22 protein-coding genes are annotated in these 22,542 nt (G+C 63.1%); 13 read left to right on the top strand and 9 right to left on the bottom strand.

Annotated features, from left to right (window positions below; all coding sequences use genetic code 11):
- Positions 1–43 precede the first annotated feature (43 nt).
- A complete protein-coding gene (locus C0456_RS08720; protein ID WP_291050609.1) occupies positions 44–1,027 on the top strand; it encodes a glycerophosphodiester phosphodiesterase family protein in 984 nt (327 codons plus the stop codon).
- 335 nt (positions 1,028–1,362) lie between these two features.
- On the top strand, positions 1,363–1,752 hold the full coding sequence (locus C0456_RS08715; RefSeq protein WP_291050606.1) for a hypothetical protein: 390 nt from the start codon (positions 1,363–1,365) through the stop codon (positions 1,750–1,752).
- 209 nt (positions 1,753–1,961) lie between these two features.
- On the opposite strand, the gene C0456_RS08710 is transcribed toward C0456_RS08715, so the two are convergent.
- Positions 1,962–2,345 (bottom strand): DUF4345 domain-containing protein, encoded by a 384-nt coding sequence (locus C0456_RS08710; protein ID WP_291050603.1) that lies wholly within the window; start codon positions 2,343–2,345, stop codon positions 1,962–1,964.
- Between the two features lie 273 nt (positions 2,346–2,618).
- On the opposite strand from C0456_RS08710, the gene C0456_RS08705 reads away from it, so the two are divergent.
- Complete coding sequence (locus C0456_RS08705) at positions 2,619–3,068, top strand: glyoxalase superfamily protein (protein WP_291050600.1); 450 nt, start codon at positions 2,619–2,621, stop codon at positions 3,066–3,068.
- An 18-nt stretch (positions 3,069–3,086) separates the two neighbouring features.
- On the opposite strand, the gene pdxH is transcribed toward C0456_RS08705, so the two are convergent.
- Entirely contained in the window at positions 3,087–3,746 is a 660-nt protein-coding gene (pdxH, locus tag C0456_RS08700) for a pyridoxamine 5'-phosphate oxidase (RefSeq protein ID WP_291050597.1), read from the bottom strand.
- Between the two features lie 84 nt (positions 3,747–3,830).
- On the opposite strand from pdxH, the gene aroC reads away from it, so the two are divergent.
- Positions 3,831–4,922 carry a chorismate synthase gene (gene aroC / locus C0456_RS08695; protein ID WP_291050594.1) on the top strand — a complete coding sequence of 364 codons (1,092 nt, stop codon included), beginning with the start codon at positions 3,831–3,833 and terminating at the stop codon, positions 4,920–4,922.
- A gap of 75 nt (positions 4,923–4,997) precedes the next feature.
- Here aroC and C0456_RS08690 read toward each other — a convergent pair whose 3' ends face one another.
- The 3 genes from C0456_RS08690 to C0456_RS08680 form a co-directional block, all read right to left on the bottom strand.
- Entirely contained in the window at positions 4,998–5,498 is a 501-nt protein-coding gene (locus tag C0456_RS08690; protein ID WP_291050589.1) for a porin family protein, read from the bottom strand.
- 237 nt (positions 5,499–5,735) lie between these two features.
- Positions 5,736–6,236, bottom strand: a complete 501-nt coding sequence (locus tag C0456_RS08685) for a porin family protein (RefSeq protein ID WP_291050586.1) — start codon at positions 6,234–6,236, stop codon at positions 5,736–5,738.
- A 164-nt stretch (positions 6,237–6,400) separates the two neighbouring features.
- Positions 6,401–7,498, bottom strand: coding sequence for a class I SAM-dependent methyltransferase (locus C0456_RS08680; protein WP_291050583.1), 1,098 nt, complete (start codon positions 7,496–7,498; stop codon positions 6,401–6,403).
- Between the two features lie 142 nt (positions 7,499–7,640).
- Here C0456_RS08680 and C0456_RS08675 point away from each other — a divergent pair, with 142 nt between their 5' ends.
- Together C0456_RS08675 and C0456_RS08670 are read left to right on the top strand one after the other, a co-directional pair.
- A complete protein-coding gene (locus tag C0456_RS08675; protein ID WP_291050580.1) occupies positions 7,641–8,408 on the top strand; it encodes a glycine zipper domain-containing protein in 768 nt (255 codons plus the stop codon).
- A gap of 91 nt (positions 8,409–8,499) precedes the next feature.
- A complete protein-coding gene (locus C0456_RS08670) occupies positions 8,500–9,078 on the top strand; it encodes a copper chaperone PCu(A)C (RefSeq protein ID WP_291050577.1) in 579 nt (192 codons plus the stop codon).
- On the opposite strand, the gene C0456_RS08665 is transcribed toward C0456_RS08670, so the two are convergent.
- Positions 9,075–9,830 (bottom strand): TlyA family RNA methyltransferase, encoded by a 756-nt coding sequence (locus tag C0456_RS08665; protein ID WP_291050574.1) that lies wholly within the window; start codon positions 9,828–9,830, stop codon positions 9,075–9,077. The two genes, C0456_RS08670 and C0456_RS08665, sit on opposite strands and share 4 nt — an antisense overlap.
- 163 nt (positions 9,831–9,993) lie before the next feature.
- On the opposite strand from C0456_RS08665, the gene C0456_RS08660 reads away from it, so the two are divergent.
- The 3 genes from C0456_RS08660 to C0456_RS08650 all read left to right on the top strand — a co-directional run bounded on the left by C0456_RS08660 (position 9,994) and on the right by C0456_RS08650 (position 16,005).
- Positions 9,994–11,493, top strand: a complete 1,500-nt coding sequence (locus C0456_RS08660; RefSeq protein ID WP_291050571.1) for an amidase family protein — start codon at positions 9,994–9,996, stop codon at positions 11,491–11,493.
- A 163-nt stretch (positions 11,494–11,656) separates the two neighbouring features.
- Positions 11,657–12,733 (top strand): efflux RND transporter periplasmic adaptor subunit, encoded by a 1,077-nt coding sequence (locus tag C0456_RS08655; RefSeq protein WP_291050568.1) that lies wholly within the window; start codon positions 11,657–11,659, stop codon positions 12,731–12,733.
- A complete protein-coding gene (locus tag C0456_RS08650; protein ID WP_291050566.1) occupies positions 12,730–16,005 on the top strand; it encodes an efflux RND transporter permease subunit in 3,276 nt (1,091 codons plus the stop codon). Before C0456_RS08655 ends, C0456_RS08650 begins: the two co-directional genes overlap by 4 nt.
- Positions 16,006–16,025: 20 nt before the next feature.
- Here the strand turns inward: C0456_RS08650 and C0456_RS08645 are convergent, their stop codons facing one another.
- Together C0456_RS08645 and C0456_RS08640 are read right to left on the bottom strand one after the other, a co-directional pair.
- Positions 16,026–16,304 carry a hypothetical protein gene (locus C0456_RS08645; protein ID WP_291050563.1) on the bottom strand — a complete coding sequence of 93 codons (279 nt, stop codon included), beginning with the start codon at positions 16,302–16,304 and terminating at the stop codon, positions 16,026–16,028.
- Between the two features lie 86 nt (positions 16,305–16,390).
- Positions 16,391–16,816, bottom strand: a complete 426-nt coding sequence (locus C0456_RS08640; protein ID WP_291050561.1) for a hypothetical protein — start codon at positions 16,814–16,816, stop codon at positions 16,391–16,393.
- Positions 16,817–17,001: 185 nt separating this feature from the next.
- Between C0456_RS08640 and C0456_RS08635 the strand changes: the two genes are divergently transcribed.
- Entirely contained in the window at positions 17,002–17,982 is a 981-nt protein-coding gene (locus C0456_RS08635; protein ID WP_291050559.1) for a Gfo/Idh/MocA family oxidoreductase, read from the top strand.
- On the opposite strand, the gene C0456_RS08630 is transcribed toward C0456_RS08635, so the two are convergent.
- On the bottom strand, positions 17,983–19,671 hold the full coding sequence (locus C0456_RS08630) for a DUF4332 domain-containing protein (protein WP_291050557.1): 1,689 nt from the start codon (positions 19,669–19,671) through the stop codon (positions 17,983–17,985).
- 251 nt (positions 19,672–19,922) lie between these two features.
- On the opposite strand from C0456_RS08630, the gene C0456_RS08625 reads away from it, so the two are divergent.
- The 3 genes from C0456_RS08625 (at position 19,923) to C0456_RS08615 (ending at position 22,510) form a co-directional block, all read left to right on the top strand.
- Positions 19,923–21,287: a tryptophanase gene (locus C0456_RS08625; RefSeq protein WP_291050554.1), complete on the top strand. Its 1,365-nt coding sequence runs from the start codon at positions 19,923–19,925 to the stop codon at positions 21,285–21,287.
- 63 nt (positions 21,288–21,350) lie between these two features.
- Positions 21,351–21,569: a hypothetical protein gene (locus tag C0456_RS08620; protein ID WP_291050551.1), complete on the top strand. Its 219-nt coding sequence runs from the start codon at positions 21,351–21,353 to the stop codon at positions 21,567–21,569.
- 32 nt (positions 21,570–21,601) lie between these two features.
- Positions 21,602–22,510 (top strand): HNH endonuclease, encoded by a 909-nt coding sequence (locus tag C0456_RS08615; RefSeq protein WP_291050548.1) that lies wholly within the window; start codon positions 21,602–21,604, stop codon positions 22,508–22,510.
- Positions 22,511–22,542: the final 32 nt, after the last annotated feature.

Genomic DNA, 22,542 nt, shown 5'->3' with positions numbered 1-22,542 from the left:
TCTATTCGGGCAGACGCGCTGACGCAAGGAAAGGACAACGCTGATGTCACGGCTTCTGATCGCGGGCCTGTCGGCCCTCCTCCTGGCCGCCTGCAGTGAGGCCCCGGCCGCCTCCCCGGCCACAGATCCGGTCGACACGCCCATCGAGACCGCCGATCCCGGCAGCGCGCCCGCCGCGATGAGCACGGCGCTGACCGCCCCGCTGCCCGATTTCTTCAACTGCCTGCGCGAGACAGGCGGCGTCCTCGTGGCGGCCCATCGCGGCGGCCCGGCCGTGGGCTATCCGGAAAACGCGATTGAAACGATGCAATACGGCTTCGAGCGCGGCATCCGCGTCTTCGAGATCGACGTTGCCGAAAGCCGCGACGGCGTCCTCTTCCTCCACCATGACGACCGCTTCGGCCGCACCATCGAGGCCACCGGCTACAATTCCGATACTGACTGGGCCACCATCGCCGGCTACCGCCTGAAGGACATCACCGGCGAGGTGACGGAGTTTCACCCGCCCAAGCTGACCGACGCCCTGATCTGGGCGCGCAATACGGGCGCCATCGTCGAGCTTGACCGGAAGAAGACCACCTCCTTCGCCAATATCTGGGCCGCCGTCGTGGCCGCCGGCGCCGAAGGCAATGTCCTCATGATCTCCTATTCGGATGAGGAAGCCGCCGAAATCGCCCGTGTCGCCCCCGGCGCGATGATGACCGCCTCGGCCTTTGGCGGGCGCGACATCGAACGCCTCGAAGGCCTCGGCATCGACCGCAGCCGCCTCGTCGCCTGGACCGGCACCCGCGAGCCCGACCCCGCCGCCTATGCCCGCCTCCTCGCCGAAGGCGTCGAGCCCGCCTTCGGCACCCTCGGCCGCCCCGGCGAACGCCTCGACGATCAATACTGGGCCGATGGCGATGGCAGCGAATACCAGCGCCTCGTCGATGACGGCGTCGTCCTCATCGCCACCGATGAACCCTACAAGGTCGCCGAATGGCTGACCGCTGACGACCAAGGCTGGGCCACCTGCGCCACCCCGTGACCGGACCTGTCCGGATTTGTCCGGATTTGTCCAAGTCTGTCCCTGGAGCGCCCTTGGAGCCTTCCACGAAAAACTCCGAGGGCGCAGCAAGCCGATAGCGCCCCCACCCTATCCCTCCCCGCCAGCGGGGAGGGGGCCAGTCACCCTTCGCCGAAACCGTCCCTCTCCCCAAAACGCAACAGGTCCCCTCCCCACAAATGTGGGGAGGGATAGGGTGTGGCTGCTCTCCGAAAATCCGCAGCCTATCCAACAAATTTCCCGCTGAACCTGCAGCACCTAGGCGATTTCCAGGAATTTCATCCACCCCCTCCGGGAACGGAGTTATACTCCCTCCCATGTCACCCCAGATCGCCGCCCGTCTTTATGCCCATGTATTGCCAGTCTTCTGGCCGTACCTCTGGCTGCAGCTGCGCTGGATCTTCAAACGTCAGGACAAGGAACTCCGCACCCTCCTGATCTCGGTCAGCAAATGGGGCCACATCCACATCGTCCATGTCGGCGACCATTGGCGCGCCTACAAGAAACCCAAAGCCGTCAAACCGAGCTGGGATGACCCCATCTGGGAAAGTCACATCTCCCCAAACCTCGTCACTATTTTCTCGGAAGAGTCCAAAACTCCTCCAACGGACGAAATCTCTCCCTCCGGCACTGTCCTCCTCCCCCGCCTGCGGGGGAGGTGCCCCGCAGGGGCGGAGGGGGGAGCCCCACACCCCGACACCTCCTAGCCGCCAGCCACCCCACCCCATCCCTCCCCGCAAGCGGGGAGGGGGCAAGTCGCGCCCTGGGGAAAAGTCGCTCTCCACCGAAACCCAACCTCTCCCCACCACGCAACACGTCCCCTCCCCCAGACATGGGGGAGGGCAAGGGTGGGGGCGCTCTCCGCACAAACAAACCCCCGGCCGCGCCCCGCGCGTTCCGGACAAACCCGCTGCCTTCAGCCCTTCACGCGCCGCGCCACCAGCCAGACCCACAGGAGCACAAGCGGGGAGCCCAGTTCAATGAACATACCGGTCAACTGATAGCTGGTGCCGAGCCCTACGGCCTGCCAGGAGATGTAGCGGGCGATACCGCCGATGAACAGCGCAGCGCAGATGATCGCGGCGGTCCGGAAGTGTTTCTCGATCTGCGGAATGATGCTCCACAGCAGCAGGGTGACGATCACATACATCCCCGAAAGATACCGGAACTGGTTATCCACCGCTGAAGCCACCGGCGCATGGGGCGACAGCGCGGCCGCGCCCCCGATGACGCCCATCACGGCAAAGGCCAGCGGGATCAGCGAGAACAGCCCCAGCACAATCTGCAGACCAAGTTTCATGACGTTTCCCCCAAAGGCATGTTTTGTCATATTTGATGCCACCTTCTCCGATACTCCGCGCGGCTTGGCAATTCTTGACGTTTTGCCCGCGCCAGCGTATTGCGCGCCCCAAGGTCCGGGACGCCCGCCGCTCGCAAGGCTTATCGCCTCAAGGTGAAGATCCCCCGGCGCTCCGGCGCGCGGTCATGACAGCAGATGAGCCCTCCTCTCCCTGCCAGTCCTGCAGCAATGCGAGCCCTGCTTCACTGAGACTGGCGGAAGAAGGAACCTCGCATGTCTTCCCCCATCACCAACCGCGCGCAGGCGAAAGCCCGCGCCCGCGCGCTGCGCGCCGAACTCGCCGGATCGGGCACGCCCGTTTCCCATTCCCATGCGCTGGAGCTGGTCGCCCGCGACCTCGGCTACCGGGACTGGAACACGGCATCCGCCCGCCTGTCGAACGAACCCGAAGCGCCCCTTCAGGTCGGCGATCTGGTCTCGGGCCGGTATCTCAAACAGCCCTTCTCCGGCCGGGTTCTCGGCGTGCGGGAACTCCATGACGGGGCCGCCTTTGAAGTGACGATCCACTTTGATGAGGCCGTTGATGTGGTCGCGTTTGACAGCTTCTCGAACCTGCGCACCCGCGTGACGATTACCGTGTCCGCCGCCGGCGTCTCGCAGGCCCGCACCAGCGACGGGGCGCCCCACATGATCGTGGAGCGCACCGGAGCCGGGATCATCTGACGGCAAAGGGGCGGCGGCTTACGGGTAAAGCCGCACCGTCGCCCAGCCGCCGCCCTCCTTGCGGTAGAAGCGCAGCCGGTCGTGCATCCGGAAGGCCTGGTCCTGCCAGAACTCGATCTCGGTCGGCGCCAGGCGGAAACCGCCCCAGTGCGGCGGGCGGGGAATGTCCTTGTCGTCGCCATAGATGGACGAGATTTCGGCTACCCGCTGCTCGAACACCGCCCGGTCGGCCAGCGGGCGGGACTGGTCGGAGGCAATCGCGCTGATCCGGCTCTGGGCCGCGCGGCTGGCGAAATAGGTGTCGGCCTCGGCCGCGCTCACGGGCGTCACCCCGCCGCGCACCCGCACCTGCCGGCGCTGGCTTTTCCAATGGAAACAGAGCGCAGCCACCGGATGAGCGGCCAGCTGCACGCCCTTGGTGCTCTCAAGATTGGTGAAGAAGGTAAAGCCCTCCGGGTCGACGCCCTTCAGCAGCACGATGCGCACATCTGGCCGGCCTTCGGCGTCAACCGTCGCCAGCGACATGGCGTTGGAATCGTTGGGCTCGCTGGCGCGGGCCTGCGCCATCCAGTCCTGGAAGAGGCCGATGGGGTTATCAGTCTCCGGCACCAGCGGGCGGTCGCCCTCGGCAGCATAGTCAGCCGCGCTGGGGCTGGGCGGAATTACGGGAGAGGTCATGGGCACGCCCACCTTTTCGCGGTTTGTAAGGCTTCGTTTTTCATATAGGACGAGGCCCGCAGCCGCGAGAGGATAGCCTGTCACATGTCGCACAATACATTTGGCCACCTGTTCCGCGTCACCACCTGGGGCGAAAGCCATGGGCCGGCCCTTGGCTGCGTGGTCGATGGCTGCCCGCCCGGCCTGCCGCTGGACGCCCCGTTCATCCAGCAATTCCTCGACAAGCGCCGGCCGGGAACCTCCCGCTTCGTGACGCAACGCCAGGAGGCCGATGAGGTGAAAATCCTCTCCGGCGTCTTCGAGGACGACCGCACCGATGGCCCCGTCACCACCGGCACGCCGATCTCGCTGATGATCGAGAACACCGATCAGCGCTCGAAAGATTACCGCGAAATCCGTGACCGCTACCGCCCCGGCCATGCTGACTATGCCTATGACCAGAAATACGGCGTGCGCGACTATCGCGGCGGCGGGCGTTCCTCAGCGCGGGAAACCGCCGCCCGTGTGGCCGCCGGCGCGGTGGCGCGGCGCGTGCTCGGCGAGGGCATCCTCATTCGCGGCGCTGTCGTGCAGATCGGCCCGCACATGATCGACCCGGAAAACTGGGACTGGGCGGAAACCCAGAACAATCCCTTCTGGTGCCCGGACGCAAACATGGCCGCGGAGTGGGAAGACTATCTCGACAGCGTGCGTAAATCCGGCAGCTCGACGGGGGCGATTGTTGAAGTTCACGCCTCCGGCGTTCCGGCCGGCTGGGGCGCGCCGGTCTATGGCAAGCTCGACGCCGAACTTGCCGGCGCGATGATGAGCATCAACGCGGCCAAGGGCGTCGAAATCGGCGCAGGCTTTGCCGCCGCCGCGATGAGCGGGGAAGAGAATGCCGATGAGATGCGCGCCGGCAATGGCGCGCCGCGCTTCCTCGCCAACAATAATGGCGGGGTGGCAGGCGGTATTTCGACGGGCCAGGATGTGGTCGTCCGTATCGCGATCAAACCGACCTCCTCAATTCTCAACGAAGTGAAATCCATCACCCGGGACGGCGAGGAAGTCGATGTGCGCACCATTGGCCGTCATGACCCTTGCGTGGGCATCCGCGCCGTACCGGTGGCCGAAGCGATGATGGCCTGCGTGCTGGCCGACGCCAAGCTGCGCCATCGCGGGCAGACGGGGCGGTAAAAACCATCAGCTGACAGAATAAAAAACCCCGGCGCGTTCTGCGCCGGGGTTTTTGTTCTGAGGTGCAAGGGAGGCTTAGAAGCGGACCACTGCGCCGATCGAGATCACGTCGGCATCATTGTCGTCGCCTTCATATTTCGTGAAGTCGCCGCGGATGCCGAAGCGTTCGGTGGCGAAGAATTTCGCGCCGACGCCGTATGCCACGCCGTCGAAATCACCCGAAGCCGAGCCGACGCCCGGAACGCTGGCGCTCAGTTCGGAGGTGGCGTAGCCAACCCGGCCGAACATGTGGAAACGATCAGAGATCGGAGCACGCACGACGCCGAAAGCGCCGATGGAGTGGTCGAGTTCGACCTTGCCCAGACCAACATCATCGTCTTTCACGCCAATGGATGCCTCACCTTCGACACCCAGGTGACGGGTGAAGAAGTAAGAGCCGCGGCCCGTCAGGGCGCCGAGATCGGCAGAGCCGATGTCAACGTTCGAATAGCCGGCGCTCAATTCGACATCGCCCTGAGCGAAAGCTGCAGGTGCAGCCGTGAGGGCAATGGCGAGGGAAGCAAGTGCGATTTTCATTATACGCTTTCTCCAAAAAACTGCGCTGAGCGCATGGCCGAAATAGCAATGAAAAATCCGTATGCCACCTTTCTTCGCAGCAATGTTGCGGAAATCCCTGACCCCTGTGTCAGAAAAGGCACGATTAATTACAGGCGCTTAATGTTTACCTTTGCGCAACATTCTGTCCACAGACAAAAACCCCGGCGCACGGGGCGCCGGGGAAGTGTTTGGGAGGAAATTGGCTGTGGAATTACATCAGAAGCGCATCACGCCGCCGATGGACACCACGTCGGCGTCGTTACGGTCGCCTTCGTGTTTGGTGAACTCGCCGCGAATGCCGAAGCGTTCGCTGGCATTGAATTTCGCGCCGACGCCATAAGCGACGCCCTTGATGTCAGCCGCTGCTGCGTTGAGCGCAGGATCGTTGGCGCTGAGTTCGGTTGACGAGTAGCCGAGGCGGCCGAACAGGCTGACACGCTCGGACACCGGCGCCTGCATGACGCCAAAGGCACCCAGCGAATGATCAAGCTCGACCTTGCCAAAGCCGAAATCGTCATCTTTCACGCCAACAGAGGCTTCGCCTTCAACACCGAAATTCTTGTTGAAGAAGTAGGTGCCCCGGCCTGTGAGCGCGCCGACTTCTGCCGGGCCGACATCAAAGTTCGAATAGCCGCCGCTGATTTCAACATCGCCCTGCGCGAAGGCAGCGGGCGTGGCGGCGAGAACAACTGCGAGGGAAGCAAGTGCAAGTTTCATGATCTACTTTCTCCTTATTACTGCGCCTGGCTTTCTGGCCGGGCACAGGCAGAGACGTAGCCACGAATCCTCCGTGTTCCATCTTTCCATACAGTCATTTTCCGGCTTTGCCGGCACACTGTGTCTGAAAAAACACGATTGATTGCAGAGACTTAATATAGTTGTCAGAGATGTGTCTTGCGCCAAGCCGTTACCTTGGTGAGGAACGCAAGTGTGCCACACTCCTTAACGAAACCGGCCTGCGTCAATGCGCCGTCCAGATCCCATGCAAGATAGTCCTTGTAATAGGGCTCATGAAAACCATGCGGGAAATATTCAAGCAAACCGTCCAGAGGCGGACGATCTGAAAACTGCAGGCTGTCTGCCAGAATGAACAGGCCGCCAGGCTTGAGGACACGGAGTATCTCGGACAGGACGCGCGGGCGCACGCGCGGCGGAAGTTCGTGGAACAGATAGATCGACACGGCGATGTCGAGGCTTTCGCTTTCCACCGGCATGGCTTCGGCCATCTCCTGGATCACGTCGGCCTGCCGCCAGCGGGCAAGCCGCGCGCGGGCCGCTTCGGTATAGGAGGGAGAGAGGTCAAGCCCGGTGACCTTGAGGCGCGGCCAGATCTCCAGCACCTTTTCTAGGAAGCGGCCATTGCCGCAGGCGACATCCATCAGATGAACGCCGCGCTGGTCGCGGCCTTTGAGGGCCTTGGCGATCTCGGCGAGCGCGGCACGGCGCATGGCGTCGGCCGTGCCGGAGAAGAGGGCTTCGACCTGGGTGTCGTAGAGCTCAGCGCTTTCATCGGTGAACCAGCCGCCGGTCTGGTAATGAAAGTTCTGCAGATAATAATCGGGGTAGCGGTTGGCGTTCCTGTGGAGGAAATCGCCGCCCGCCTGAAGATCACGCTGGAGCGCCTTCCCGTCCCTGGCGAGACGCCGTTCGTCCACCGCCTTCACATCCTGCTGGAAAGCGCGGGCGGCCTTCAGCGCGCCGGGAAGACCGGCCAGGCTCAGCTCGCGCGGCTCGGGATAGAGGCCGGCCTCGATATTGGCCCGGTCCTGAAGGAAAAGCTCGAAATAGGCGCGCCGCAGCTCTGCCATGTCGGGCCGGCCGCGGCTCGGCTGGAAGGCGGGCTCGCCGGGGCGGTTGAAGCCTTCGGCCCGGGCGCGGGCGGCCTGCATCTGCGCCGTATACCAGGCAGAGCGCAGCCCCTGGCCGGCCGCATACCGGGCCCGCCCTGCTGTTCTTGCGGCGATCCTGTGCCATTCCATGGGTGGAATATGTGCCCGGCAGGGCGGCGCGTCCAGACAGGTTTGGGGTGGGGGCAGTGCCTTCAGGTCCGGTTCAGCTTGACCGGGCCAGATTGGCGCAAACACTGGAGGCGCTCGGCCTTCATTCACAAGGAGTGTGGTGATGATGAAGATGGCCATTCTCGCCTGCGGCGTCAGCCTTCTGGCCGTTTCCCTGCCTGGCGAGGCCCATGCCCAATACGGCTATGGCTATGATCCCTACCCGGCGCCGGCGCGCAATGTGCAGTGCGAGCGGCAGAAATCGTCTGACGGGACGGCCGGCGCGGTCGTCGGCGCGGTGGTTGGCGGCCTGATCGGCGGCGCCATCGGCAACAATATCGACAATGACCGCTACTACACCGAATACCGCCGCCGGGGACCGCCGCGCACCTATAAGGAAAGCCGATCCAATTCCGGCCAGGTGGCCGTTGGCGCGACGCTGGGCGCGCTGGTTGGCGGCCTCGCGGGCAGCGACATCGGCAAGAAATCCTCCGGGGATTGCCAGGTGGCGTATGCGCCGGTCAGCAGCTATTCCTCGGTGCCTTACGGCTCGATCCCTCAGACGACGCAGGGCCTCTATGGCGGGGCCGAGGTGATGCGCGGGGCGCCCAACACCTATCCCCATCCGGCGCCGCAGCCTTATCCGGCATCAGGCTATCCCTCCTCCTATCCGGCGCCGGCGCCTGCCCCGTCCTATCCGCCCTCGGGCGGGTATCAGTATGGCGGCGGCCAGCCAGCTTCCGGGGGCCCGGACTGCCGGGTGATCCACCGCGAAACGCAGATGCCCGATGGCCAGGTGATGCGTGATCCGGTGACCGCCTGCTGGAACGACCGCACCCGCCAGTGGCAGATCCAGGATGGCTGGGGCGAGGAAGAACTCTACGGCTACTGAGGCAGCCTGACGCGCGGCAAGAAACGGAATTGCCACCAGGGGGAAGCTGATGTTCACTGCGCGCTGGTGCGGATCTGAACGGAGTTTTTCCATGCGCGTGTCCCTGATTACTGCCGCGAGCCTTTCGGCCCTGCTTCTGGCGGCGTGCGCGCCGGCAAACGAGCAGCCTGCGGGCGACGCCGCCGTGGCCACGGTGGAAGCTGAAGCCGTGCACGACGATCATGCCGGGATGCATGGCGATGACATGGGCAGCGCGGCTGACGCGCCGGTAGACCGGGGCATCATTGCCGGCACGCTGGCGCTGGTCGAAGGCAGCCTGCTGATGCCGCCCGCCGGGCGTGATGTGACCGCTGGCTTTGGCACTTTTGCGGCGGGCGCGCGGCCGGTGACGATCATTGCGGCCGAGGCGCCGTTTGCGCAGGCCGTTGAGCTGCACACCCATGAGATGAGCGCCGATGGCAAGATGGCGATGCGCAAGGTGGATGCCTTTACCGTGCCCGCCAATGGCGATCATTCCCTGACGCGGGGCGGCGACCATCTGATGTTCTTCGGCGTGCAACCCGACAGCCTCACGCCCGGCACCGCAGTTACGGTCACCGTCCGTGTACAGTTTGAAGATGGCACTACGGAAGATGTGGACGTGCCGCTGACGGTTGCTGCGCGCGACTAGATCTGAGGCCTGCGGGCGAGGAAGAGATATTCCCGGTTCCCGTCTCCGCCTTCAATCGGGCTGGGGATGGGCGCTTCGGCCCGCCAACCATTCTCTGACAGGAAGACCGGAAACCGTGCGAGGGCCTCGCGCACCGCTTCTTCATCGGTGACGATACCGCCCTTGCCGACATTCTCCGGCCCGACTTCAAACTGGGGCTTGAACAGGGCGATGAGCCGGGCGCCTGGCGCGGCAAGCGTCAGCGGTACGGGCAAAACCTTGTGCAGGGACACAAAGCTCAGATCACAGACGATGATCTCCGGCGCAGCCTTCAGATGAGCGGGCGTCAGATCGCGGGCATTCAGCCCTTCGAAGGCCGAGACGCGCGTGTCCGCAGCGATCTTCGGGTGGAGCTGGCCGTGGCCGACATCAATGGCGGTGACATGCGCCGCGCCGCGCTGCAGCAGGACATCCGTGAAGCCGCCGGTGGAGGCGCCAAGGTCAAGGCAGGTCTTGCCGGTGACATCGATGCCGAACGTCTCGAGCGCATGGGCAAGTTTCAGCCCGCCGCGGGAGACATAAGGATGGGCCGCTTCGGCCTCGATCCGGGCGCTGCGGGCGATCATGTCCGAGGGCTTGCGGATCAGCTGGCCATCGGCCTTGACCCGGCCGGCTGCGATGGCCGCCTGCGCGCCCGCCCGGCTTTCAAAATGGCCGAGGGCGACCAGCATCTTGTCGGCGCGATCACGCTCGGGAGGCGGCGCGTCTGTCATCAGGAGGGATCCTTTCCGGGCTTGGCAGGAGCCATACCCGCAAAAGGATAGGCGCGGCCAGTGTCAAGGTCACGCCCGGCGGGGCTTGCGCCGGGCGCGCTTGGCCGCCACCATGGGCGCCGATGAATTGCAGAGACTGCATGGGACCGGGAGCTTTCCTTACATGACACGACTGACACGCCGCGCCGCCCTTGCCGGGGGCGCCGCCACGCTGGCCCTCGCCGCCTGCTCGCCAAGGGCGACAGACACTGCCTCCAAGCCGGACATCGCGGCGGCGCCCGCCGGCTTCCGGGACGGGGTCGCCATCGCGGCCGCCATCGCTTCGGGAGAGACGACGGCTCTGGCAGAAGTGGAGGCGGCGATCACGCGGGCGCGGGCCGTTGAAGGACAGATCAACGGCATCGTGACCGAGACCTTCGAGATTGCGCGCGCTGATGCCGGCGGGGTGCTGGCCGGGCCGTTTGCGGGCGTGCCGAGCTTCATCAAGGATCTGATCGACTGGCGGGGCGCGCCGACGCTGAGAGGCTGCCGGGGCCTTGAGGGGCATATGGCAACCGCAGACAATGTATTTGCCGCCAGATGGCGGCGGGCGGGCATTGTATCGCTGGGCAAATCGGCAACGCCGGAAGCGGGCCTGATTTCCTCCACAGAGTCTCTGGCTAATGGCCCGACCCGCAATCCCTGGGATGTCTCCCGCATACCAGGCGGATCATCCGGCGGCGCCGCCGCGCTGGTCGCGGCCGGCGTTGTGCCCTTTGCCCATGCCAGCGACGGGGGCGGGTCCATCCGTATACCCGCATCCACCTGCGGCGTGTTCGGGATGAAACCTTCGCGCGACCGCCTGCCCTATACGGAGCCCGGCGCGGCGCCGCCGCCGCTTCAGATTTCGGTGAACCATGCCGTAACCATCAGTGCACGGGATTCCATTGAGCTTTTCCGCGCGGCGGAAGTGCCCGGCGGAGCGTATCCCGCGCTCGGAGAAATCCAGCCCCTGACCCGGCGCCTGAAGATAGGCTTTGCGCCCGAACCGATTGGTGGAACAATGCTGCATCCCGATACGCGCGCCGCAATCGAGGATGTCGCGCAGCTTTGCCGCGAGCTTGGCCATACCGTGATCGATTATACCCTCCCGATGGACGGGCCGAAATTCACCGACGCGTTCATCATGTACTGGGCTGCAGGTGCCGGAGAGTTTGCGCGTCAGGTCAGCGCCTATTCCGGCAAGCCGATCAGCCCGGACATTCTGGAACCCTGGACTCTGGGCCTGGCAAACATGGCGGCCAGCCGGATGGACGACCTGCCGGGCATCATCGGCTATCTGCTGGCCTTCGAGGAAGAGTATCACAGCTTCTTCAATGATCTCGACATTCTGCTGACCCCGGTAACGGGAAGCCCGGCCGTGGCCATCGGGGAGCAGGCCCCGGACAGGGACTTTGACGCGGTGATGGACAGCGTGCTGAGCTTCGTTGCCTACACCTCGCCGATGAATGTGGCGGGCGCCGCCTCGATGAGTGTGCCGCTTTCCTGGTCGCCGTCGGGCCTGCCCATCGGGGCAATGTTCTCCGGACGGCGGGGCGATGACCGGCTGATGTTCGAACTGGCGCTGGAACTGGAGGCCGCCCGGCCCTGGGCTGGGCGGAAACCGCCTGTCACCGCTCTGTAATATTCGCAAGAATTAATCAGGCAGATCAAGCAATTAACCAAAGTGGTCCAGTCCTTTGCAGGCTGGAAACCGGTCGTGTGCTAGAAATCTTTTAGCACAAACCCTGACTCTTGCGTCAGGATGCCCTATTTTACCGCCCGTCCTCCCAGGAAAGACCCGCAAAGTGAACCGTTCCGTCCTGATCGCCGCCATCATTCTGGCGGCTATTGTCGCCTACTTCGGACTTCGCAGCATGGTGCGGGGAAGTATCAGCACGGAGAAACCCGCGGCCGAAGCCTCCACCCGTTCCGATGTGCCCCAGGCCCTCGTCACCGAGGCGCAAAGCCAGCGGCATACGATCCGGATTGCCGCCAAGGGGCGCACGGCGCCGGACAAATCGGTGACGCTGAAGGCGGGAACCTCCGGCACGGTGATCTCAACGCCGGTACGCGAAGGCACGTTCGTCAAGGCCGGTACGCTGCTCTGCGGGCTGGAAGTGGAGGCGCGCAGCGCCCGGGTGAAAGAAGCCGAAGCGGCCCGCGACTCTGCGCTGGTGGAGTATGAAGCTGCCGTGAAGCTTGCCGAGAAGGGCCTGACGCCGGCAAACCGCGAGGCCTCGGCCAAGGCCAGCCTTGACGCGGCTGAAGCGGCTGTGAACTCGGCCAAGGTGGAACTTTCCCGCACGCAGATCCGCGCGCCGTTTGATGGCGTCTTCGAACGCCGCATGGCGGAAGCGGGCGATTATCTTTCTCCGGGCGGCGCCTGCGGACTTCTGGTCGATCTTGATCCGGTGATCGTGGCGGCAGAAGTGACCGAAGCGCAGGCCGGCCTGTTGCAGACGGGCATGGCAGCCGAAGTGGTGCTGGCTGACGGCCGCAAGTTCCCAGCCAAGCTGCGCTTTGTAGCGCGCACGGCAAACGAACAGACCCGCACCTTCCCGATTGAAGCCGAGCTGGATACCGGCGACGCGCTGGTGGCAGCCGGCATCACGGCATCGATGTCCATTCCCGCCGGCGAGACGGACGCAACGCTGATCAAGCCCTCGCTTCTTACCCTGTCTGATGGCGGCCAGCTGGGCGCGCGTTATGTGACCGAGAACAACACAGTCGCGTTTGCGGCGGTGCGCATCATCGACGAAACGAGCGAAGGCGCCTGGGTGACCGGCCTGCCTGACCGCGTGCGGCTGATTGCGATGGGCCAGGATTATCTCAATGACGGCGTGACGATCAAACCGGTCGCCGCCGATGGAGCCGGAAAATGACCGGTATTGTCGATTGGGCAATCGGCCGGACCCGGATGATCCTTACCATCCTGGTCTGCGTGCTGATTGCGGGTACGGCGACCTATATCAACATGCCCAAGGAAGCGGACCCGGATATTCCGATCCCCTTCGTGGCCATCACCGTGCCGCTCGCCGGCGTGACGCCCGAAGACGCCGAGCGCCTTCTGGTGCGCCCGATCGAGCAGGAGATCCAGTCGCTTGAGGGCCTGAAGACCTTCAACTCATACGGCACCGAGGGCGCTGCCCAGCTGGTGCTGGAGTTCGAGATCGACGCGGACATCAATCAGGCTGTGCTCGACGTCAAAGACAAGGTGGATATGGCGAAACGCTATTTCCCCGATGACGCCCGCGAGCCGATTGTCACCGAGTTCAATGCGGCGCAATTCCCTGTGCTGGTGGTGAACCTTTATGGCGACGCGCCTGAGCGCGGCCTCGCCCGGATTGCCGACAATCTCAAGGACCGGTTGGAAAGCAACGGCACGATCCTGGAAGCCCGCGTGCTGGGCAAGCGCGAGGAACTGCTGGAGATCGTCGTCGATCCGGTGAAGCTGGAAACCTACAATATTTCCTATCAGGAGATCATGGCGGTCGTCTCAGCCAACAACCGGCTTGTGGCGGCAGGCTCCATCGAGACCGGCCAGGGCAGCTTTGCCGTGAAGGTGCCCGGCATAATCCGCACCGGCGCCGACGCGCTCTCCCTGCCAGTCAAGCAGACCGAAAATGCGGTCGTGACGCTTGGCGACGTGGCCGATGTGCGCCGCACTTTCAAGGATCCGACCGGCTTTGCCACCTTCAATGGCGAAAACGCCCTCCTGATCGAAGTGGTCAAGCGCAGCGGCGCGAACATTCTTGATACGGCCAATTTCGTGCGCGAAGCGGTGGCCATCGAGCAGCAATCCTGGCCGCCGACAGTGCAGGCGGTTGTGACCTCAGATACGTCCGAGATGATCGGCACACAGCTGGGCCAGCTGCAAAGCTCGATCATGACGGCCATCCTGCTGGTGATGATCATTGTTGTGGCCGCGCTCGGCCTGCGCTCGGCCGCGCTGGTAGGGATCTCGATCCCGGCGACCTTCGTGATGGCGTTCCTGCTGCTCGGCGCGTTCGGCTTCACGATCAACATGATGGTGATGTTCGGCCTGGTGATCGCGGTGGGTATGCTGGTGGATGGCGGCATTATCGTCACCGAATATGCTGACCGGAAGATGGCCGAGGGCCTCAACAAGCAGGAAGCCTATGCCCTGGCGGGCAAGCGGATGTTCTGGCCAATCGTCAGCTCGGCGCTGACGACGCTGGCCGCGTTCGTGCCGTTCCTCTTCTGGAACTCGATGCCCGGCAAGTTCATGGCCTACCTGCCGATCACCCTGATCTTCGTGCTGACGGCTTCGCTGATTTCCGCGCTGATCTTCCTGCCGGTGATGGGGGCAACCTTTGGCGCCCGTCCCGGCGGCACCGATGAAGACCTCGCCGCTCTGGCAGCAGACGCAGATCCGCGCAAGGCGAAAGGCTGGCTGGGCGCCTATGTGCGCGTGGTCAGCGAAACGATCCGCCGGCCCCTGCTGACGACGGGCGCGGCTTTCGGGCTCGTCATTCTGATCTTCATGTGGTTTGGCTCAGCGCAGCACAAATCCGAACTCTTCCTCGATATCGAACCGGAACAGGCCTATGTGTTCGTGCAGGCGCAGGGCGCGCTGTCCGCAGCTGAGCAGGCTGAACTGGTGAAACGCGCCGAAGCGGCCATCGCTGACCTTGACGGGATCACGGCGCTGTCGACGCGCGCAGGCGCATCCGGCAGCAACGGGGTCAACATGAACGCCTCTGGCGGCATGCCGGCCGATACGATTGGCCAGATCCTGATGGATCTGAAGACGACCGCTGACGGCCCCTATAACGGCCGCGTGACGCTGGAACGGGTGCGCGAGCGTCTCTCCAATGTTCCGGCTCTGCGCTTCCAGATCAGCCCGCGCGAACAAGGCCCGCCCGGCGGCAAGGATATCCAGGTTGCCCTGCTCGGCTTTGACAATGGCGAGCTTCATCAGGCTGCGGACATGATCCGGGGATGGCTCGAAGCGCGCGAGGATGTGCGCGAGGTCGACGATTCCCGGCCGCTGCCGGGCGTCGAATACCAACTGACGGTCGACCGGTCCGAAGCCGGCAAGTTCGGGGTGGACGTTGCCCAGGTGGGCGCGGCGGTGCAGCTTGTCACCAACGGTATTCTTGTGGGCCGCTACCGCCCGGACGATTCCAATGATGAAATCGATATCCGTGTACGCTTCCCGGAAGATGCCCGGTCTGCCTCCGCGCTCGATAGCCTGCGGATCGCAACCCCGCAGGGGAATGTGCCGCTGTCGCTGTTTGTTGACCGCGAGCCTGCCCCGCGCGTCAGCACGATTGAACGCCGGGATGGCAAGCGCGTGATTTCCGTACGCGGCAACGCAACGGAACAGGGCGCGGGCGCCGCCATCGTGGCGGAGCTCAAGCAATGGATCGACGCGCAGGACATGCCTGCCGGGGTCGAGGTGCGCTTTGAGGGCGCCGACGAGGACTCCGCAGATGCCGCCGCCTTCTTCAGCGGGGCTGCGGCGGCTGCCCTCTTCATGATGGCCGTGATCCTGCTCTGGCAGTACAACAACTTCTGGCAGGTGATCCTGACCCTGACTGCCGTGATCATCTCCACGGCCGGGGTGCTGGTGGGCATCAACCTCGTATTGCCCTATGTCAGCATCCTGATGATCGGAACCGGCATCGTGGCGCTGGCCGGTATCGTCGTGAACAACAATATCGTGCTCATCGACACCTTCAACCGCCTGCTTTCGGATGGGCGCCCCCCTGAGGAAGCCGCCCTGGCAACCGCAGCCCAGCGTATCCGCCCCATCCTTCTCACCACCGGCACAACCGTCTGCGGTCTGCTGCCCATGGTGCTGCAGATGACGGTGGTCTTCTCCGAAGGGGCGATCAATTTCGGCGGGGCGACCTCTGAATGGTGGGTTCAGCTGGCAACCGCCGTGGTGTTTGGCCTTGCCTTCTCCACCATGATGATCCTGCTGGTCACGCCAACCTGGCTTCTGGTGCCCTACCGGATGAAGCGCCGGGCACGCCAGGTCATCAACTGGCTGAAACCCTATGTGCGCAAGCTGCTGAGCTGGCTGCGGGCCCGCAGGGGCGGAAATCGCACGCCGCCCCCATCGGGCAGTGTCGCTGCCAATGAGGATGGAAAACCGTCCAAGGAAATTCTGCCGGCCGCAGAATAATCCGGCCGGTCAGCCAGCTTTCAGCCCGCCGGGCGGATGCGGTAGACGACCGTGGCGGTCATCACGGCGCCTGCCGGGCCGGCGGCAGACCCGCTCGTGAAGAGAATGGTGCGCGTCTTGCGGTCAATCCGGGGCGTATAGACGAGGGCGCCGGGCGCTTCAGCGGTGGCGGAAAGATCAAGCGTTACCGACACCAGATCCAGAGCGTCCGGCGCGCAGGCGGCTTCTGCATCGGCGCGGATCGCCTGCATGAGGCGAACGGCGATGGCTTCATCCGCGTGAAGGCTTTCAATCGTCATGATGGCGGGCCCCTGTCAGTCCGTGCGTCAGTTCTGACGAGGGGCTCTAGCGGGCTTGGAGAGGCTTGAAAAGCCTCGCCCGTGCGTCAGGCTGCGCGGGCAGCAGCCGCCGCTGCCGTCTCGGCGTCATACGCAATCAGGGCGCCAAGCTGGCCCAGCCCTTCAATCCCGCAGACATCGTGCATCCAGCTGCCGATGGACGGCAGGAGACGGCCCATGGTTTCGTGATCGATGCCAGCCGTGCGCAGCGCGCCGAACATATGCTCGACAACCCGGCGCCGGCCGCCGGGGGTGAGCTCGATCAGGCGGGCAATTTCACCGGTGGGCGCGCCGATTTCAGCGCCGGCCGAGGCGGCAAGGGCGCGCGCGCCCGGAACGGTGCGGAAGGTGACAGCGGCCAGCGGCGCACCTTGACGGTCAGCGCCATTGAGCAGGATGCCCAGCGCCTTGCGGGCGAGGGATTCCTCGAGACCATTGGTGTTAGCGATGTGCGCTATGAGATCATTTATCATGGCGAAGGCACTCCTAAGATCCAACGGCCCCGTGGAGCCCGCACTAAACGCGAGGTGTGGTTTCCGATTTCTGAATCGGGTGAATCTTTTTGGGTCACTTATCAAGAAAGGGGTTAAGCAGCGTTAGGCCGGGGTAAACAAACCGCGCGCGTTTGTTTACCTATGGCCGGAGGGAGGGCCTCTGCATGATCCGGATCGGCATTCTCGGCGCAGCGAAAATTGCGCCCAAGGCCCTGATCCCGCAGGTAAAAAAGCGGGGTGATTGCTGCATCACAGCGATCGCCGCGCGGGATAGCGGGAGGGCCGCACTCTTTGCCGGCAAGCATGGCATTGCGGAAGTTGTGGAAAGCTATGAAGCGCTGATCACGCGGCCGGATATCGACCTGATCTACAACGCCCTACCCCCGCACCGTCATGCGGATCTGTCGATTGCGGCGCTGGAGGCCGGCAAGCACGTATTGTGTGAAAAGCCCTTCGCGATGAATGCGCAAGAGGCCCGGAGAATGGCCGCGGCAGCAGAGCGGGCGGGCAAGCATCTGATCGAGGCGTTTCATTACCGCTTCCATCCGATGTTCCTCGATATTCTGGAAAAGGTGCGCTGCGGCGCCATCGGCAGGCTGTGCGCGATGAAAGCGGATTTCTCGGTGAGAATTCCCTATGCACCAGAGGAGCTGCGCCACCGGCCGGACCTGGGCGGCGGCGCGCTGATGGACCTTGGCTGTTATCCGCTTCACTGGCTGCGCACCGTTGCCGGCAGCGAGCCGCGCCTTGTTTCCGCCCGCATGGAAGAGGGCGCGCCCGGTATCGACCTTCTCACCGAAGCGGAGCTGGAATTTCCCGGCGGGGTTCCCGCCCGGCTCAGAACCAGCATGAAGCCGGATCAGAAGTTCAAGGCGTTGCTGGCCATCAAGGGCAGCGAAGGCATCCTGCGCGCCACGAACCCGATCCACCCCAGCTTCGGGAACTCCATCTCGATCCAGCGCAGCGGAGAAATTACCCGTTACTCCGTAGCCGGAGAAACGACCTATGACTATCAGCTGGCCCATGTGCTCGACGTGATTGCGGGCCGGGCCGCGCCCCTGACAGGCGGCGCGGACGCCGTGGCCAATATGGCGATGATCGACGCGATCTATGAGGCGGGCGGACTGAAGGCGCGAGGGAACTGATCAGGCAGTTTCGTTCGCCATCTCGATCCACTCTTCGACTTCCTCCTCCTCCAGCGTTTCCCCCGGCCGCAGGACACGCGAGCCGGCAGATGTCTGGAGGAACTCCATGGCAAGTTCGAAGATCGTCGCGGCAGACGCGTTCGCCAGATCCTCGCGCGAGGAAATCCCCGCGCCCACCAGCAGCTGGGCATCATGCACCCGGAGGCCCGGCACTTCGATCATCAGCGTCGCCTGCATCTGCCAGGTCTCGATGGCGTCCACCGTGATGTGCCGGACACCGATGGCTTCTGCCGCCTCATCCGGGTCGCAGATCAGCAGATCGCCCACGGTTTCAATGCCGGCCCTGGCAAGATGCGCGGCCGTTTTCGGGCCGATGGACGGGGCCTCCACCACGGGCGAGTCAAAGGTCAGCGAAGCGCGGTGACGGCGCGCGGCGGCCGGCGCGATGATGGCTGGCGGCGCGGGGTCGCCTTCCTCCTCAGTCTCGTCTTCGGCATCTGCCTCAAACTCGTCCTCCAGGTCTTCCTCTTCTTCATAGACGTCCCCCTCGTCTGAGGCGTCGAGTTCTGTCTCGTATTCGTCTTCCATATCGGCTTCGGCGTCTGCATCAGCCTCTTCGACGATGTCTTCGTCTTCATCCTCGATCGCTTCGAGGATCTCTTCGTCCTCAGCGTCGAGTGTTTCGCCGGGCAGATCTTCAGCATAGTCCTCAGACTGTACGAACTCCGGATCCCGCTTCGTGCCCAGCGGCGCGATGGGCTCCGCATTCAGTTCTTTCAGAGAGATCCGGCGCACTTCCTTGGCGTGCTGCTCACGGATAAGCTTGTCGTCTTCCGGCAGAGTACGGATGACCTTTCCGGTCTTCTGGTATTCCTTGTACATCTTCTCGACCTGGCGGCGGTCGCCCATGTCTTCGAGCTTTGCCGTGATCCAGCGCAGGGGAATGTCCAGCGTTTCGATATAGCCCTGCAGGGTGAGGTTGACCTTGGGCGGAGAGACGGCGGCCTCTTCTATGGCCCGCGACATGATCGCGGCCAGGCCGGCGGTGGCGTAGGCGATCAGGTCCACAATGGCGGCGCGCATCGTCTCGTCGAGGCCCGAGGGCGGATCGGCCACACCAGCATCGATGTCATAATGGTCGATGAAAACATTATAATAGGCATGCGAGCGGAGGGCGCCTTCGCGCACCATGTCCGACACAAAGCCGAGCCCGGCCGGCACCGTGATGTCCGGATAGCCCTGCTCGGCGATCCGCGCGTCGATTTCGGGACGCGACTTGGCGATGCTCCACTCCACGGCGCGGTGAATGACGCCTTCGGCTTCGGTCTGGCCGGTGTGGAAAGGCTGGATCGGGTCTGCGTAATAGTGGCTGAGCACGCCCAGCGCCCATGCGGCATCACTCCAGCGCTTGCGGCGCAGCAGGTCTACCGCGACGGCATACCATTCGGCCGCCTTGGCGCGCGCCCCGCCCCATTCGCCCTCGCCGACATGCAGGACATGGTTCTTGAAATCCTTGAAGGTATCGTCGGGTGCCTTGGCGCCTTTCAGAAGGTGCTCATGATGCACCAGCATCAGCGATTTCCAGCCTTCGGCTTCGGGCCCCTCGATCAGGGAGAGCGCATCAAACGCGATGAAATGATGCGTCGAGCGGCAGCGGTGCGCGCGGATAACGCGTTCAAGCAGGGTCATGGTCTCATCCTGAGAGCAAATCAGGACGCTATTGGTGGCGTGAAATGGTGAATGTGCTGTTAACCTTATTTCACCTTCTGCGCTTGGCAGGGGGCAACCCGCCATGATAAATCCGGCCTATCGCAACAGGCGCTGAGCGCGGCCGTCATCCAGGCAACTGGAGAGGCAACCGCGGCGCGACCAGTTCCTGTGCGCGGGGCTCTGCCATCAAGGCCCCACTCCCAGGAATGTTTCAGCCGGGAGTGAGCCCAATGAAGACCATTATCGAACCTTTCCGTATCAAATCGGTCGAGCCGATCCGCATGACGACCCGCGCCGAGCGCGAGCGCCTGCTGGCGGCGGCCGGCTACAACCTTTTCAAGCTGCATTCGGAGGATGTAATCATCGACCTTCTGACCGATAGCGGCACTTCCGCCATGAGCGCGGCCCAATGGGGCGCGGTGATGACGGGCGATGAAAGCTATGCCGGGGCGCCGAGCTTCTACCGCTTCGAAGCGGCGGTGAAAGACCTGATGGACTTCGCCCACATCATTCCAGCCCATCAGGGCCGGGCCGCCGAACATCTGCTTTTCAGCCTGATCGCCAAGCCGGGCGACCTTATCCCGTCGAACACGCATTTCGATACAACACGCGGCAATATCGAGGCGATGGGGGCAGAGGCCCTCGACATTCCGATTGCCGAGGGTCGCGTGCCGTCGCTGGATCATCCGTTCAAGGGCAATATGGATCTGGCTGCGCTGGAGCGCGTCCTGGCAGAAGAAGGCCACCGCATTCCCGCCGTGATGATGACCATCACCAACAATGCCGGGGGCGGGCAACCTGTCAGCCTCGAAAACATCCGCGGCGCGGCCGCGCTGGCGAAAGCGCATGGCAAGGCGTTCTACATTGACGGCTGCCGCTTTGCGGAGAATGCCTGGTTCATCAAGCTGCGCGAGGAAGGCCAGCAGGATCGTTCGATCAAGGACATTGTGCGCGACTGTTTTGCCGTTGCCGACGGCATGACGATGAGCGCCAAGAAGGATGCCTTCGCCAATATCGGTGGCTGGCTGGCGCTGAACGATGATGCCCTGGCCGAGCGCGCCCGCACGCTGCTGATCCAGACTGAAGGCTTCCCCACCTATGGCGGCCTGGCGGGCCGCGACCTTGACGCCATCGCGCAGGGCCTGAAGGAAATCATCGACGAGGATTACCTGCGCTACCGGGTACGGAGCAATTCCTATATCACCGAGCGTCTCGACGCGATGGGCATTCCGGTGGTCAAGCCCGCCGGCGGGCATGCCGTGTTCATCGACGCGCGCGCCTTCCTGCCCCACATCCCGCCGCTGGAATATCCCGGCCAGGCGCTGACCTGCGCGATGTACGAAACCGGCGGCATCCGCGCCTGCGAAATCGGCACCGTCATGTTCGGCCGCAAGCCGGACGGCACCGAAGCCCCCGCCGCCATGGACCTCGTCCGCCTCGCCATGCCCCGCCGCGTCTACACCCAGAGCCATGCGGATTATGTGGTCGAAGTGCTGGAGGAAGTGGCCGCCAGCAAGGACAAGCTCAAAGGCCTGCGCATCGTGAAAGAGCCGCCCATGATGCGGCATTTCACGGCGGAGTTTGAGAAGCTTTAGGGGCCGGCATTTTCATAGACATTTCCACCAGAACGTGGGACCTCTTCTCCTATGGAGGAGATAATGAAACGGTATTTCTTCAGTGCGGTAAACTCGGACGGCGAAAATGCAAATGTGTTTATCGATGCCGATAGTCCTGAATCTGCCATCACTCAGTATCATCTTTGGTCGGCAAGAGTGATGGGCACCATTCAGACCGTATTCCAGATGTGGCGATTGCCCGACGTGGGGACAACAGAGCGCGCTTTAGAATGGTATGAAGACGTATTTCGCTTTAACTGAGTCGGCTTCAATAAATTTCTAGAGTTACGCTCATGGTCAAAGGCATTTTTGCGCATCGTCCTGATTCGATCTATGATGACTTGCCCGAAACCCGGTATCAGTTTCCAAAGATCTACAAGTCTCGCGTTGATAAGCTCATCGGCGATTGGATCATATACTACGAACCCCGGGGTGGCGGTGGGCGCCTTGGATACAATGCCGTGGCGAAGGTTCAGCAGGTAATTCCCGATCCGACCATAGCAGACATGTTTATCGCGATTATAGAGCCCGGCTCCTTCCTGCCGTTCGAGCGGTTTGTTTCCTACTATTCAGAAACTGGATTTCTTGAAAGCGGGCTGGAGACCGGAAGCAACAAGCCAAGCGGCTTGATAAGAAACGCAGTCCGCGAAATATCGGATCATGATTTCTATCGAATCCTTTCGAGGGCTTTTGAAGCAGATGACCAGACTTTGCCTCGGGTTGGAGAAGGTCTAAGGGAAAGCCACTATATTGGCGTTCAAGAACACGCTACGGGGTTTGACTTCGAGATCGAGCGGCCACGAATTGAACAGACACTGAACCGAGCCGTCCGAGATCGGATCTTCCGAAAGACCGTAATAGAAGCATATGATCGAAAGTGCGCCGTGACCGGTCTGCAGCTAATAAATGGCGGCGGCAGAGCAGAAGTTGAAGCGGCACATATCAAACCGGTTGCGAATGGCGGCCCTGACAGCATCCGCAATGGAATTGCGTTATCCGGAACCGTACATTGGATGTTTGATCGAGGCTTGATCTCCTTCTCAGATGATCTCGACCTTTTGGTTTCCCGCCAAGTCAACAATCCAGATCAAATCTGGGTATTGGCCAACAAGGATCGAAAAGCGCATCGACCAATTGATGAACAATTGAGACCACACCCGAATTTCCTAGGGTGGCACCGTGAGAACTGTTTCAAACACTAGTGAGTGCTTGACGCCCCTTCGGTCATACCGTC

The organism is Hyphomonas sp. (assembly GCF_013823385.1).
Taxonomy (GTDB): domain Bacteria; phylum Pseudomonadota; class Alphaproteobacteria; order Caulobacterales; family Hyphomonadaceae; genus Hyphomonas.
The sequence above is the reverse complement of the archived record's forward strand: the minus strand, read 5'-3'. Positions and strand labels throughout refer to the sequence as shown.